The 13,987-nt window shown below is 55.4% G+C and carries 15 protein-coding genes; 9 read left to right on the forward strand and 6 right to left on the reverse strand.

All coding sequences use genetic code 11. The features are described from left to right. Positions 1-10: 10 nt before the first annotated feature. The 4 genes from WLO31_RS04150 to WLO31_RS04165 form a co-directional block, all read right to left on the reverse strand. Positions 11-1,546 carry a DHA2 family efflux MFS transporter permease subunit gene (locus WLO31_RS04150; RefSeq protein ID WP_435929228.1) on the reverse strand — a complete coding sequence of 512 codons (1,536 nt, stop codon included), beginning with the start codon at positions 1,544-1,546 and terminating at the stop codon, positions 11-13. A gap of 10 nt (positions 1,547-1,556) precedes the next feature. Continuing rightward, positions 1,557-2,735 carry an efflux RND transporter periplasmic adaptor subunit gene (locus WLO31_RS04155; protein ID WP_435929229.1) on the reverse strand — a complete coding sequence of 393 codons (1,179 nt, stop codon included), beginning with the start codon at positions 2,733-2,735 and terminating at the stop codon, positions 1,557-1,559. 25 nt (positions 2,736-2,760) lie between these two features. Further along, the gene (locus WLO31_RS04160; RefSeq protein ID WP_435929230.1) at positions 2,761-3,216 is read right to left on the reverse strand and encodes a MarR family transcriptional regulator; all 456 of its coding nucleotides are present in this window, start codon (positions 3,214-3,216) and stop codon (positions 2,761-2,763) included. Between the two features lie 86 nt (positions 3,217-3,302). Then, positions 3,303-3,887 (reverse strand): nuclear transport factor 2 family protein, encoded by a 585-nt coding sequence (locus tag WLO31_RS04165; RefSeq protein ID WP_435929231.1) that lies wholly within the window; start codon positions 3,885-3,887, stop codon positions 3,303-3,305. A gap of 103 nt (positions 3,888-3,990) precedes the next feature. Here WLO31_RS04165 and WLO31_RS04170 point away from each other — a divergent pair, with 103 nt between their 5' ends. Both WLO31_RS04170 and WLO31_RS04175 read left to right on the forward strand, forming a co-directional pair. Beyond that, complete coding sequence (locus WLO31_RS04170) at positions 3,991-4,881, forward strand: LysR family transcriptional regulator (RefSeq protein ID WP_435929232.1); 891 nt, start codon at positions 3,991-3,993, stop codon at positions 4,879-4,881. Continuing rightward, entirely contained in the window at positions 4,878-5,987 is a 1,110-nt protein-coding gene (locus tag WLO31_RS04175) for a DUF1615 domain-containing protein (RefSeq protein ID WP_435929233.1), read from the forward strand. Before WLO31_RS04170 ends, WLO31_RS04175 begins: the two co-directional genes overlap by 4 nt. A gap of 236 nt (positions 5,988-6,223) precedes the next feature. Here the strand turns inward: WLO31_RS04175 and WLO31_RS04180 are convergent, their stop codons facing one another. Next, positions 6,224-6,553 carry a DUF2755 family protein gene (locus tag WLO31_RS04180; RefSeq protein WP_435929234.1) on the reverse strand — a complete coding sequence of 110 codons (330 nt, stop codon included), beginning with the start codon at positions 6,551-6,553 and terminating at the stop codon, positions 6,224-6,226. Between the two features lie 269 nt (positions 6,554-6,822). On the opposite strand from WLO31_RS04180, the gene WLO31_RS04185 reads away from it, so the two are divergent. Further along, positions 6,823-7,053 carry a DUF2754 family protein gene (locus WLO31_RS04185; RefSeq protein WP_435929235.1) on the forward strand — a complete coding sequence of 77 codons (231 nt, stop codon included), beginning with the start codon at positions 6,823-6,825 and terminating at the stop codon, positions 7,051-7,053. Position 7,054: 1 nt separating this feature from the next. Here WLO31_RS04185 and ddlA read toward each other — a convergent pair whose 3' ends face one another. Continuing rightward, positions 7,055-8,155: a D-alanine--D-alanine ligase gene (ddlA, locus tag WLO31_RS04190; RefSeq protein WP_435929236.1), complete on the reverse strand. Its 1,101-nt coding sequence runs from the start codon at positions 8,153-8,155 to the stop codon at positions 7,055-7,057. A 133-nt stretch (positions 8,156-8,288) separates the two neighbouring features. Between ddlA and WLO31_RS04195 the strand changes: the two genes are divergently transcribed. The 6 genes from WLO31_RS04195 to adrA all read left to right on the forward strand — a co-directional run bounded on the left by WLO31_RS04195 (position 8,289) and on the right by adrA (position 13,946). Further along, positions 8,289-8,987 (forward strand): extensin-like domain-containing protein, encoded by a 699-nt coding sequence (locus tag WLO31_RS04195; protein ID WP_435929237.1) that lies wholly within the window; start codon positions 8,289-8,291, stop codon positions 8,985-8,987. Between the two features lie 74 nt (positions 8,988-9,061). Next, complete coding sequence (locus WLO31_RS04200; RefSeq protein ID WP_435929238.1) at positions 9,062-10,279, forward strand: multidrug efflux MFS transporter; 1,218 nt, start codon at positions 9,062-9,064, stop codon at positions 10,277-10,279. Positions 10,280-10,551: 272 nt separating this feature from the next. Further along, positions 10,552-10,812, forward strand: a complete 261-nt coding sequence (gene iraP, locus WLO31_RS04205; protein WP_435929239.1) for an anti-adapter protein IraP — start codon at positions 10,552-10,554, stop codon at positions 10,810-10,812. A 91-nt stretch (positions 10,813-10,903) separates the two neighbouring features. Further along, positions 10,904-12,319, forward strand: a complete 1,416-nt coding sequence (phoA, locus tag WLO31_RS04210; protein WP_435929240.1) for an alkaline phosphatase — start codon at positions 10,904-10,906, stop codon at positions 12,317-12,319. Positions 12,320-12,419: 100 nt separating this feature from the next. Beyond that, positions 12,420-12,737, forward strand: a complete 318-nt coding sequence (locus WLO31_RS04215) for a PsiF family protein (RefSeq protein ID WP_435929241.1) — start codon at positions 12,420-12,422, stop codon at positions 12,735-12,737. A 105-nt stretch (positions 12,738-12,842) separates the two neighbouring features. Beyond that, a complete protein-coding gene (gene adrA, locus WLO31_RS04220) occupies positions 12,843-13,946 on the forward strand; it encodes a diguanylate cyclase AdrA (protein WP_435929242.1) in 1,104 nt (367 codons plus the stop codon). The last annotated feature ends 41 nt before the right edge of the window (positions 13,947-13,987 follow it).

Below are 13,987 nucleotides of genomic sequence, written 5' to 3' on the forward strand. Positions count from 1 at the left end.
GCTTTTTCTTTTAATGCCCTGCGGCTGGGGCGCCCGGCGCGCCCGAGCGGATAAACGGCGGGCGGGCAAACCAGATAATCACAATCAGCGCCATAAATCCCCAGCCTAAAATCCAGAAGTAGTCGATGGTGGACATCATATAGGCCTGCTGCTCGATGGTTTTGTCTATCGCCGCCATATGCTGCTGCGTAGCGCCGCCCAGCTTGTTGAGGTAGTCCACCGATGCCGGATTATACGTGGATACGCTTTCCGTAAGGTTGGCGTGGTGGAACACTTCGCGGCGCGACCAAATCCAGGTGGTGAGCGACGAGGCAAAAGACCCGCCCAGCACGCGGAAGAAGGTCGCAAGGCCCGAGCCTTCCGCCACCTGCTGGCCGTTCAGGTTCGACAGCACGATAGTGGTGATCGGCATAAAGAAGAGCGCCACGCCAATGCCCATAAAGAGCTGTACTTCGGCAATAGTGCGGAAATCCACGTCGGTATTAAACTGCGCGCGGATAAGGCAGGAGGCGCCCATCGTCAGGAACGATAGCGAGGCCAGAATACGCAGGTCGAATTTGCCGGCGTAGCGCCCGATTATCGGCGTCAGTATCAGCGGCAGTATGCCCATCGGCGCGGCGGCAAGCCCGGCCCAAATCGCCGTATAACCCATCTGCGTTTGCAGCCACTGCGGCAGGATAATATTGATGGCAAAGAATGCCGCGTAGCCCAGCGTCAGCGCCGTCGTGCCGATCGCAAAGTTGCGATCCATAAATAAACGCAGATTGACGATGGGGTGACGTTCCCCCAGCTCCCAGAAAACGAACGACACCAGCGAAATCGCGGAAATCACCGCCATCACGATAATTTCCGTGGAGGCGAACCAGTCCAGATCGTTGCCTTTATCCAGCACGACCTGCAACAGCCCAACGCCTGCCACCAGAAGCGCGATACCGATATAGTCAATCGGCGCGTGGGTTGTCGTCTCTTCGCGCTCGCGAAGCTGCGTCCAGACGACGATGGCGGCAAAAATGCCAATGGGGACGTTGATATAAAAAATCCACGGCCAGGAGTAGTTATCGGTTATCCAGCCGCCGGTAATTGGCCCGACGATAGGCGCCACCACGGTCACCATCGACAGCAGGGCGAGCGCCATGCTGCGTTTGCTGGAGGGGAAAATCACCAGCAGCAGCGTCTGGCACATCGGGAACATCGGCCCGGCAAAGAAGCCCTGCATGGCGCGGAAGATAATCAGCTCCGTCATGCTGTGGGCGAAGCCGCACAGGAAAGAGGTGAAGGTGAACATCGCCACCGAGCCGATAAATAGTTTGAGCTGCCCAAACCGCCGCGTAAACCAGCCGGTAAGCGGCAGGGCGATGGCGTTGCACACCGCAAACGAGGTGATAACCCAGGTGCCCTGATCCGCGCTTACCCCGAGATTGCCGGCGATAGTCGGCAGGGCGACGTTTGCGATGGTGGAGTCCAGCACCTGCATAAATGTCGCCAGCGACAGCGCGAGCACCGCCAGCCACATATTGGGCGGCGTAAACGCGGCCTTATCTTGCATAACGTCTCTCTTAACGGGCGTTGGACGCTACCGCTTTGCTGTTGTCATGAAGGATTTTCGCCACCAGCTTGTCCGCTTCGGCCAGCGGGTTTTGATAGACATCCGTGGTGAAACGCGGGGCGCTGACCGTTTGCTGCGGCAGCAGATGACCGTCGACATTGCGAATATCCACGCGAGCGTTCATCGACAGGCCGATGCGCAGCGGATGCTTTTGCATATCATGCGGGTCGAGCGTGATGCGTACCGGCAGGCGCTGAACGATTTTGATCCAGTTCCCGCTGGCGTTCTGCGCAGGCAGCAGAGAGAACGCGCTGCCGGTGCCGATGCCCAGGCTTTCAATGGTGCCGTGATACTCCACATCATCGCCGTAGAGATCGGCGCTGAGCGTCACTTTTTGCCCCAGGCGCATGGCGCTCATCTGGCTCTCTTTAAAGTTGGCGTCCACCCAAACCTGATCCAGCGGCACGATGGCCAGCAAAGTCGTGCCTGAATCGACGCGCATGCCGAGCTGCACCGCGCGCCTGGCAACGTAGCCGCTAACCGGCGCAACGATGGTGCTACGGGAGTTTTCCAGATAGCGTTGACGCAGCGTGGCGACGGCGCTTTTGATTTCCGGATGGCTGTCGATAACCGTATCGTCCACCATCGCGGTATTGGTGCTTAACGCCTGTTGCGCGGCGGCCAGATCGCTCTTCGCGCTGGTGACCGCATCGCGGTAATGGGCAAGATCCTCCGCGGCGATGGCGCCGGTGGCGAAGATTTTCTGGCGGCGGGCGTAATCGCTTTGCGCCGTTTGCAGCGCTACCCGTTTTGCATCCACCTGCGCACGATAGTTATCCGCCGTGCTGTACAGCCCACGCACCTGGCGAACCGTGTTGGCGAGATTAGCTTCGGCCTGCTGCAGAGCGATCTCTGTATCGCTCGGATCGAGCAGCACCAGCGGCTGACCTTTCTGCACGTAATCCCCTTCGTCCACGGTCACCTGGGTTACCGTGCCGCCGATTTGCGGCGTGAGGGTAACCTGGTTGCCGCTGACGTAGGCATCGTCAGTGGTTTCGTAATAGCGGGCATACAACAGATACCACGCAAGGAAGCCCGCGGCGGCGAGCACCAGAATAATAAATAAAATAATAAAGTTACGTTTGCGCTTGCTGCCGCGCTGCACTTGTTCAGCAGATGTAGTTTCCATCTTATTGGCGCCCTTTATAAAGACATTAGCGATGAGGAGCGGTGATCTCGTCCGGCAGCATTTTTGTTATCAGCTTTACCAGTAAACGGGATTCATCGGCAGTGAGTCGTGCGGTGAGATCGCTGAGGATCGAGCTGAGGGCCTCGTTCTGAAAGCGATCGCAAATGACCAGACCTTTATCGGTCAGCGCCAGAATCACCTGGCGTTTATCCACGGGATTAGGGTTGCGCACGATGAGATCGTGCTTAACCATGCGATCGACCATGCGGCTCATTGCGCCTGCATCCATCACCAGATTTTTGCTGATTTCAACCGGGCTGGTGATGCCTTTATAGATATGGATCAGCACCTTGAACTGCGCGGCGGTGATATCAGCCCCGGAAAAATAGTGGCCGATAAGCTGATCTTTAAACTGGTTTGCCAGATGAATGAGTAAACCGAGATGCAATTTGTTATCGATAATGCCCGGATTGGTGCGCATGATATTTGCCTGGTCAGTAATTACAAATGAAATTACTGACCAGGCAGTTATTTGTCAACGTTGTGTCAAGAAAAGCGCACGTTTTGTCAGGCGGCCAGCCAGCTTTCGGCTTCTTTTTTCATCGTGGCTTCCAGCTCAGAACCTTTGGTGGCAAATACGCGTTGTACAGGAAAACCCGATTTTTCCAGCATATAGGCAAGCGGCGCATACGCTATCGGGTAGCGCTTAACGACGTCCGCATCGATGTCCACCACGCCGAGGGGGAAATCAAAAGAGCCAAAATCGTAAACGACCTGGCGATGCAGAATTTTCCACTCGCCGTTGCGTTTTTCCATCATGTCGTAAAAGCGGTTATGGCAGGTTGCGCCCAGCGCCAGCCTGCTGTTCTGGCCGATAATCATCGCGTTGGTTTCCGCAATCGCTTTGTTTTGCGCAGCGTTAAAGGTAACCATCGGATTGCCCATCACGTGTTTGGTGCTGATGTCAGATTCGCCCATCCGCATCGAGCCTTTAATAAATTCGCTGGCCAGCCCTTCAAACCAGGTCACTTCGATGGTGCCTTCCGGATGAAACAGCTCGCCCAGCTCATCCCAGTGGGACAGATCCCGATGCATCCAGCCGTTCAACAGGTCGCTAATGGCTAAGCGGTCTTCAAGATATTGCGTGGTCATATTCTTCTCCTGCGGTGAGTGTGCGGTTATTCTGGTCGTGAAATAGCGATGCTTCAAATATATTGATATGATGAATTAATCACTATTACTGATGGTTAAAACGATGGAACTACGGCATTTACGCTATTTCGTGGCCGTTGCCGAGTGCGGCCATTTCGGCCAGGCGGCAAAGCTGCTCAATATCGTGCAGCCCGCGCTGAGCATGCAGATCCGTGCGCTGGAAGAGGAGTTAGGCGGGCAGCTTTTTACCCGTACCAGCCGGAAAGTTGAGCTTACCGAGGCGGGCAGGCTATTGCTCCCGCAGGCAAAACGCACGCTTGAGCAGGCCGGACACAGTAAAAACATAGTACAGCGGGCTCTGCGCGGCGAGACGGGGTGCGTAAGAATTGGCTTTGCCGGTAATGCCGTGCTGAGCGGCAAGCTGATGGAGCATGCGCGCGCGTTTCGCCTGCGGGCTCCGGAGGTGGAAATACGCCTGCAGGAGCTGGCTCCGAAAGCGCTGATGGAAGCGCTGGCGCTGGGGCAAATTGACATTGCCTATTCACCGCCGGCGGGCGCGCTTCCTGCGGCCATCGACGCCACAAAAATTGGCGAGTGGCCGATGATGTTTGGCATTGCAGAAGATCATCCTCTGGCGGGCGCTAAGTCGGTGACCCTTGCGATGCTGGCAAAGTTTCCGCTGGTGGTGTTTGCCGCAGGCGTTGGAGATGAAGCCCTGAGCCAGATGCATCAGCGATGGGATAAGGAAGGCGCGGAGCTGCGTTATGCCAGCAGCACGCTCGGCGCGCTCGCCATCGCCGCCTCCGGGCCGGGCGTAGTATTGCTGCCGGATTCTTTTACCCGCGTCGCTATTCCTCACCTGGTTTATCAGCCAATCTCTGATAAAAGCTTTGTCGCAGAATTGCTATTGTTGAGCCGCCGGGATGAAACCCAGGGGGCGGTGCTCGCTTATACCCGTCTTGCCTTACAAAACAATCACAACGGAGCGTTATGACGACTGCAACGCAAAACCGGGCGCACGGACTTTTCGCCCTCGGCCTGGGCGCGATTCTGGTTCTGACAGGCTGCGCCACTAAATCCACCGCTCCGGTTTCTGCAACCGCAAAGCCGGTAGATGTGGAAGCCGTAGTGAAGCAGAAGCTGCCGGCTAGCCAGAAAGATCGCAACAGCTGGGCAAAAGATCTGGCTACCACGTTTAAAAGCCAGGATATCGCGCCGAGCGAAGAGAATATCTGCTCGGTGCTGGCGGTCGCCCGGCAGGAGTCCAACCTGGTGGCCGATCCGGCCGTGCCGGGCCTGAGTAAGATCGCCTGGAAAGAGATTGACCGCCGCGCTGAGAAGCTGCATATCCCGGCTTTTCTGGTGCATACCGCGCTGCTGATTAACTCTCCCAACGGCAAGAGCTACAGCGAGCGCCTGGACAATGTCAAAACCGAAGGGCAGCTAAGCGCGATATTCGATGATTTTATCGATATGGTGCCGATGGGGCAGAAGCTGTTCGGTAACCTCAATCCGGTTCATACCGGCGGACCGATGCAGGTCAGCATCGCCTTTGCCGAGCAGCACATGGACGGCTATCCGTGGAAGATGGCAGGCACCGTCCGTCAGGAAGTATTCACGCGCAGGGGCGGACTGTGGTTCGGTACTTATCATTTGTTGAACTATCCGGCCAATTATACCCGGCCAATTTACCGTTTTGCCGACTTCAACGCCGGATGGTACGCCAGCCGTAACGCCGCGTTTCAGAATGCGGTAAGTAAAGCGGCGGGGGTAAAACTGGCGCTGGATGGCGATCTGATCCTTTATAACACCGACAAGCCGGGCAGCACGGAACTGGCGGTAAGAAAGCTGGCTGGCAGGCTGGATATGAACGACAGCCAGATCCATCGGGCGCTGCAAAAAGGCGACAGCCTCGATTTTGAGAAAACCGATTTGTACGAGCAGGTCTATGCGATAGCGGATAAGAAAGCGGGCAAGAAGCTACCGCGAGAAATGCTGCCGGGAATTACGCTTGAAAGCCCGAAAATTACGCGCAATCTGACAACGGCGTGGTTTGCTAAACGCGTTGACGACAGACGAGCAGCTTGTATGGCGCGATAAATATGGAAATGCGGCGGATGACGCTTCGCTTATCCGCCCTACAGGTTAATGCAGGAATGTGGTGGATGGCGCCTGGCTTATCCGCCCTACAGGTTAATGCGGGAATGTGGTGGATGGCGCCTGGCTTATCCGCCCTACAGGTTAATGCGGGAATGCGGTGGAGGCGCTTCGCTTATCCACCTTGCAACTTAATAAAAGTAGGTCGGATAAGCGAAGCGCCATCCGACATTGATCGTTTAGTAATAGTAGTGGCGGTGACGGTATTTAACCGCGAGTCCAATCATGCCAAGGAACAGGCAGCCCAGCAGGAAGGGCACAAGCCCGAACACGGTACTGACCGCCAGCCCCATTTCGATGCGCGGACGCGTCGCATCGTTGCCCTGCGCGAGGTGCTCCAGCACGCCGGGGGCGTGAACCAGTAAATTCAGTATCTGACTGCCGACCCAGAAACAAAACAGAATGAATACCGCATAAGCGATATTGCTCAGCGTCGCGCCGCCTGCTTTGGTTGAGGAAACGGTAATAGTTGCGGGGACAACGTGTTTCGACAACGTGATATCAGTCATTTTGACCTCCCATAAAACCGAAACGCCAGTCAGGTTTCCGCCCGATAATGACAGCAAGTTTGGCAGGTCATAAGGTTTGTCAATATCAGATTGTTGGTAATTTACGCGCCGGATTCCTCCTGGATTTGCATTTTATGCGTCAAATCACAATTTCGTAACTTAATTGAAATCCTTGTAACATTATGCCGATTGACGCCTATTAACGTGCGGTCTCTTTCCGCAGGCTGTGCGACAATGCGCCAACTTTTTTTATCCTGATGGATGGCACCATGACTGCGAAAACCCTGAGCTTAAAAATGCGTCGCGACTGGCACTATTATGCGGTGGCGATCGGGATGATTTTCATCCTCAACGGCGTGATTGGCCTGCTGGGCTTTAAAACCGAAGGCTGGCAAAGTTATGCGGTGGGGCTGGCGACGTGGGTTATCTGTTTCTGGCTTGCAGGGCTTGTGATTCGCCGTCGCCCGGAACCTGAAGAGCCGGGCGCGGCAAAAGAGTAACTCAGCCGGTAATCGAGCTTTTAAGCGCGCTATCCTGCCGGTGGCGCTCCAGCGCCAGCTCAATCAGGCGGGTGATAAGCGTCTGGTAATCCAGCCCGCTCGCCTGCCAGAGTTTTGGATACATGCTGATGTTGGTAAAGCCCGGCAGCGTGTTGATTTCGTTAATAATCACTTCGTCGTCTTCGGTCAGGAACACATCTACGCGCGCCATGCCGCTGCACTCAAGCGTCTGGTAAGCGCGCACGGCGATCTCGCGGATTTTGTCGTTGATCTCAGCGGAAAGCCTGGCCGGAACCACCACCTGCGCGCCCTGATCATCAATGTATTTGGTGTCGTAAGAGTAAAAATCGCTGTTCACCACCACTTCGCCGCAGGTGCTGGCCTGCGGATCGTCATTGCCCAGCACGGCGCACTCTATTTCGCGGCCTTTAATGCCCGTTTCCACCACCACTTTATGATCGAACCCGAAGGCGAGCGCGACGGCGGCGTCGTACTGCTGCGCGTTGCTTACTTTGCTCACGCCAACGGAAGATCCCTGGTTCGCCGGTTTAATAAACAGCGGCAGGCCGAGCTGTTTTTCCACCTCGGCAAAGCTGATTTTGCCGCGGCTGGCGCGGGTCAGGGTGATAAACGGCGCGACGTTCAGTCCGGCATCGCGCAGCAGACGTTTGGTCACGTCTTTATCCATGCTGACCGCTGAACCGAGCACGCCGGAGCCAACAAACGGCAGGTTTGCCACGCGCAGCATGCCCTGCAAAGAGCCGTCTTCGCCAAGCGTGCCGTGCACGATAGGGAAAATGACGTCCACCTGGGGAAGCTGCGACGCGGAGTTTGCTTCGATCAGCTGTTGCTGCGTCTGGCCCGGCACCAGGGCGACGTTTTTCTCAGAACGGTTCAGGGCGATGAGCGCCGGATTGTCCGCATGCAGCAGATAGCCGGAGGCGTCGTTGATATGCCACTGGCCCTGTTTATCAATGCCCAGCAGCACCACGTCGAACTTCGATTTATCAATGGCGTCGACGATGTTTTTTGCCGACTGCAGCGACACCTCGTGCTCTGCCGATTTCCCACCAAACACGATACCAACCCGCAGTTTTGCCATGCCCGAACCCATCCTTAATCATTATGCAGGCGGACAACATATCACGCTCATAACGCGGATTCATGTGCTTCGTGGCGCTTAAAACCCGGCAGCTCCTATACTGATTATTCCGTAAACAAATAAGGGCCGCTCAATGGCGAAAGGAGTAAAAACCTTGCTTGGTTTAACCGTAACGGCGGTGGCGGCGCTCTGGATTTATGAGCATCTCCCTGCGCAGTACAATCCTTTTGCGCCCTTATCCATTGACGACCCCCCGACGCTGGTCACGCGCTATAAACTGCGCCAGATGGCCCATCATCCTGAAGCATGTCTGGCCTTGCTGAAACAGGCGGAAGTACGTAAGCAGCTGAGTTTTCGCAGCGTGGCGGATGTCGGGGGAAAATGCCCTCTGTCCGATGTGGTAAGAGTACAGAGTTTCGGCGAGATAAAACTCAGCAGCAGCTTTCTTGCCAGCTGCCCGCTTGCGTTAAGCAGCACGATGTTTATTCAGCAGCGTGCGGCGCCGCAGGCATTAACCACCTTTGGCAGTAAATTAATCCGCGTAAGCCATCTGGGCAGTTACGCCTGCCGCAATATCTATCATCGCCAGCATGCGCGCCTTAGCGAGCATGCAACGGCAGACGCGCTGGACGTCAGCGGTTTTGGCTTTGCCAACGGGCAGCAAATCACCGTGCTAAAAGGCTGGAATGCTGACGGCAAGGGCAGGGAATACCTGCATTCGGTCTTTGAAAACGGCTGTGCTTTTTTCGGCAACGCGCTGGGCCCTGAGTACAACGCGGCCCATGCAAACCATTTTCATCTGGGCATGCGCGGCTACGGCCTGTGCCGATGAGCTGCATTTGTATGATAACCTTAACGGAATTTCGCTTCTGTTTATTGTCACCCCTTTGAATAAGCGCGCACCCTATGGAATCCTGGAAGGTCAATATTATCTCGGTCTGGTTCGGTTGTTTCTTCACTGGCCTTGCCATCAGCCAAATTCTTCCTTTTCTGCCGCTTTATGTGGAGCAGCTGGGCGTTACCTCGCATGAGGCGCTGTCGATGTGGTCCGGGCTGACGTTCAGCGTGACTTTTCTTGTTTCCGCCATTGTATCGCCGATGTGGGGCAGCCTGGCCGATCGCAAAGGGCGCAAGCTGATGCTGCTGCGCGCCTCGCTGGGCATGGCGGCGGCGATTCTGCTGCAGGCTTTCGCCACCAACGTCTGGCAGCTCTTTATTCTGCGCGCCATTATGGGGCTGACCTCCGGTTACATTCCTAACGCTATGGCGCTGGTGGCCGCGCAGGTTCCCCGTGAACGCAGCGGCTGGGCGCTCAGTACTTTATCTACCGCGCAAATCAGCGGCGTTATCGTCGGCCCGTTGCTGGGCGGCTACATGGCCGACCACCTTGGATTGCGGATGGTATTTTTCGTCACGGCGGCCCTGCTGATGGTGAGCTTTACGGTGACGCTGCTGCTGATAAAAGAAGGAGGACGCCCGCGCGTCAGCAAAACCGGGCGGCTGTCGGGCAAGGCGGTTTTCGCTACCTTGCCTTATCCCTGGCTGATGCTGAGCCTGTTTATCACCACGCTGGTCATCCAGCTTTGCAACGGATCGATTGGCCCGATCCTGGCTCTTTTTATCAAACACCTCTCCCCGGACAGCTCGAATATCGCGTTTATGAGCGGCTTTATCGCCGCCGTGCCGGGCATTTCAGCGCTGTTTTCAGCGCCCCGGCTGGGCAAGCTTGGCGACAGAATCGGCACCGAGCGCGTGCTAATGGCGACGCTTATCTTCTCCGTGGTGCTGTTTTTTGCCATGTCCTGGGTCACCTCGCCGGCACAGCTTGCGGTGCTGCGCTTCCTGCTCGGCTTTGCCGATGGGGCCATGCTGCCCGCCGTGCAAACCCTGCTGGTGAAATATTCCAGCGACCAGGTGACCGGGCGGATATTTGGTTATAACCAGTCGTTTATGTACCTGGGAAACGTCGTCGGGCCGCTGATGGGGGCCGGGGTTTCAGCCGCAGTCGGGTTCCGCTGGGTATTTATTGTTACCGCGCTGGTGGTGCTGGTTAACGTCTGGCAATTAGGGTTTGCCCTGCGCCGCAAGCAACAAAAAGATAAACAACGGAATCTGCAAAGTTAAATGAACTCAGGCCGTCATTAATTTAATACGGCCTTTTAACGTTGCTGCTTTTTGAGCAGCAGGAAAATAGCCGCGGCAAATTTAGTTATTCCTGAACCAGGAAAAATGGAATAACCAGAGCGATCTTCGCTTTACAGGCAAGCATTAACCCTGCATTTTTTGCGGTCTCGCACAGTATTAACTCGTGTATATAAAAATAGTACCTTTCCCCTCTAGGAAAGCGCTAAACGTAATGCTACCGTCATCTTTCAAAACCTTCAGGGACATGCGTTATGAAAAACCTTATTGCTGAGTTACTGATGAAACTCGCCGAAAAGGAAGAAGAGTCAAAAGAGTTTGTTGCCCAGATTGAAGCGCTGGAAATAGTCGTAACCGCTTTGCTTCGCCGTATGGAACAAAGCGAACAGCAGGCACTGATCACCAGTATTGAGGCGGCTTTGCACGACGCCCGCCCAAAGGAGATAGTGTCTACTCATGACACGCAACTGTTGCAGCAATATTTAGAAAAATTACTGACACATCCTCGTAGCTGAGTTCTTTAAGCCGTCATTTTTCTGTCATGCAATATTTATATGGTGGCTCTGTTTTTATTTAAGTCTGTAGTTTTTATACGGAGAAAATAAAGTGAAACAGAGCACAATTATTATAAGCTTATTCCCTTTGTTGCTAAGCGGGACGGCGGCTGACGCGGCAAATATAGCTTTGCCTGTAGATAATCGCGCAGCTCTGGGCGATATCACCCAGCCTGGCGGAGCCCGGCGGATTAATAGCGACCGGACGACAGCATTGCGTGCTTCGTTAATCAATAAGCCGGCCAAAAACGTCATTTTGCTGATTGGTGACGGCATGGGGGATTCTGAAATCACCGCCGCACGTAACTATGCTGAAGGCGCGGGCGGTTTCTTTAAAGGCATTGATGCGCTGCCGCTCACCGGGCAGTACACGCATTATTCGCTGGATAAAAAAACGCATCTACCCGCTTACGTTACGGACTCTGCCGCCTCGGCAACGGCATGGAGTACGGGCGTAAAAACCTACAATGGCGCGCTGGGCGTGGATGTAAACGGTAAAGCGAATCCCACCATTCTGGAACTGGCTAAGGCCGCAGGTAAAGCCACCGGCAATGTCTCCACGGCAGAAATTCAGGATGCAACGCCTGCGGCGTTGATTGCCCACGTCATATCCCGTAAATGCTACGGCCCGACGGCGACCAGCGAGCAGTGCGCGGCAAACGCGCTGGAAAACGGCGGCAAAGGCTCTATTACCGAGCAACTCCTTAATGCGCGGCCCGACATCACTTTAGGCGGCGGCGCGAAAACCTTCGCGGAAACCGCAAAAGCAGGCGAGTGGGCCGGAAAAACGCTGCGCGAACAGGCGGAAATACGCGGTTATCAATGGGTGGATAATGCCAGCGCCCTCGCTGCCGTCACCGAAGCTAATCAGCAGAAACCGCTGATCGGCATGTTTGCGGCGGGCAACATGCCGGTGCGCTGGGAAGGGCCAAAGGCCAGCTATCACGGCAATATCGACAGACCCGCCGTAACCTGTACGCCAAACCCAAAACGCGATCCCAGCATACCTTCTCTTGCCCTGATGACGGACAAAGCCATCGGGCTGCTTAAAGGCAACGAACAAGGGTTCTTCCTGCAGGTGGAAGGAGCCTCGATAGATAAACAGGATCACGCCGCAAACCCTTGCGGACAGATTGGCGAAACGGTCGATCTGGACGAAGCGGTACAAAAAGCGCTGGAGTTTGCCCGCGAGGAGGGCAATACGCTGGTGATCGTAACGGCTGACCACGCGCACGCCAGTCAGATCGTTGCGCCCGACACCAAAGCGCCGGGGCTGACGCAGGCGCTGAACACCAAAGATGGTGCGGTGATGGCGATAAGCTACGGCAACTCGGAAGGGGATTCGCAGGAGCATACCGGTACGCAGTTGCGCATTGCCGCTTACGGCCCTTATGCGGCGAACGTCGTCGGCTTAACCGATCAAACCGACCTGTTCTACACCATGAAAGCGGCGATGGAACTGCCATAATGTCAGAAAGGCTACAATCGCGAGTTTTTATCGCGGCAGGTAGCCTTTTTCGTCTGTGCAAGCCAGGCTTAAAGCGCCACATACTTTGATGGACGCTGCTATGAAAATTGCCTTAATAATGGTGTTGCTGGCGGGCGTAGCGGGCCCGGCGACAGCGGCAGACAGAGCTATGACGCCCCAGCAACAGCGCATGACGTCGTGTAATCAACAGGCCACATCGCAAACTCTGAAAGGAGACGAACGTAAGCTATATATGAGTAACTGCCTGAAAAACAGCAAATCTGCTCCCGGCGAGAAGAGCCTTACGCCACAACAGCAAAAAATGAAATCCTGTAACGCCCGGGCGGGTAAACAAACGCTGTCCGGGGAGGCGAGAAAAACTTTCATGAGTAACTGTCTGAAAAAACAGGCGAGTTAGTTCTAACGGGTGAGCCGGCCGGCTGGCTCACCCGAAAAATCATACTTTCCTCCAGCTTCTCCTTCCTATAATTACTGCAAATATTTCAGAAAGTTTCTGACCAGCATGAGTGATGAACAGGGTTTCAGCAGATGGTTTTCCGGGAGAGCTATGGATTGCCCGACACACCTCAATGAAGACAGGCATCGCTCAGGGCGACGATTTGCCCGACGCGTATACTTACCCAGGGTTATCGGCCTTGCCACAGGTTTCTTCTGCGTCGCTTCCGTACTCGTGATGCAACCCCTCTCCGGCTGGTGGTGGCTGCTGCTGGTGGCGAATGGCTTTATCTGGCCTCATCTTGCCTGGCAACTGGCCGACCGGGCGCCCGATCCCACCCGCGCTGAAATCCGCAACCTGATGATCGACTCCTGTATGGGAGGCGTGTGGATCGCGGTAATGGGCCTGAACGCCCTGCCTTCAGCGCTGATTGTGGGCATGATGGGCATGAACAACATGGGCTGTGGCGGCGTAAAGCTGTTTTTATATGGCCTGCTGCTGCTTACCTGCGCCTGTACCTTAACGCTTGGCCTGCTCCATATCCCGTTGAATCTGGAGACTATGCCTTCGCAGGTCTGGATCTGTCTGCCGATGCTGATCCTCTATCCCATGCATTACGGGCTGGTCAGCTACCGGACGGCAGTAAAACTCTCTGAGCACAAGCGTCGTTTGATGCAGCTGAGCACGCGAGACGGCATGACCGGCGTGTACAACCGTCGCCACTGGGAGCATCTGCTGCATGGAGAATATGACAACTGCCTGCGTTATCAGCGCAGCGCTACCCTGTTGCTGATCGATATCGATCACTTCAAAGCCATCAACGATAACTTTGGGCACGACGTGGGCGATGAGGCGATCCTCGCGATCACCGAGCATTTGCAGCTTATTTTGCGTATTACGGATGTGGTGGGGCGGTTCGGCGGGGATGAGTTCGGCGTGATCATGTCCGGCACGACGCAGGAAAGCGCTATCCAGGCGATGATTCGCGTTTGCGAACAGCTTGATACTTTCCGGCTGCCGTGCGCGCCGCAGGTCGTTTTGCGGGTAAGCGTAGGCGTGGCGCAGTACGATCGCCGCATGACCAGCTATCGCGAGTGGCTCAAGGCAGCGGATTTGGCGCTTTACAAAGCAAAAAATTCCGGGCGCGGGCGGATTGAAGCCGCAGCCTGACGGGTAGCGTTTTGCTCCCTCTCCTGTGAGAGGGAGAGCGC

This window comes from Dryocola sharpae, assembly GCF_051307055.1.
Lineage (GTDB): Bacteria > Pseudomonadota > Gammaproteobacteria > Enterobacterales > Enterobacteriaceae > Dryocola.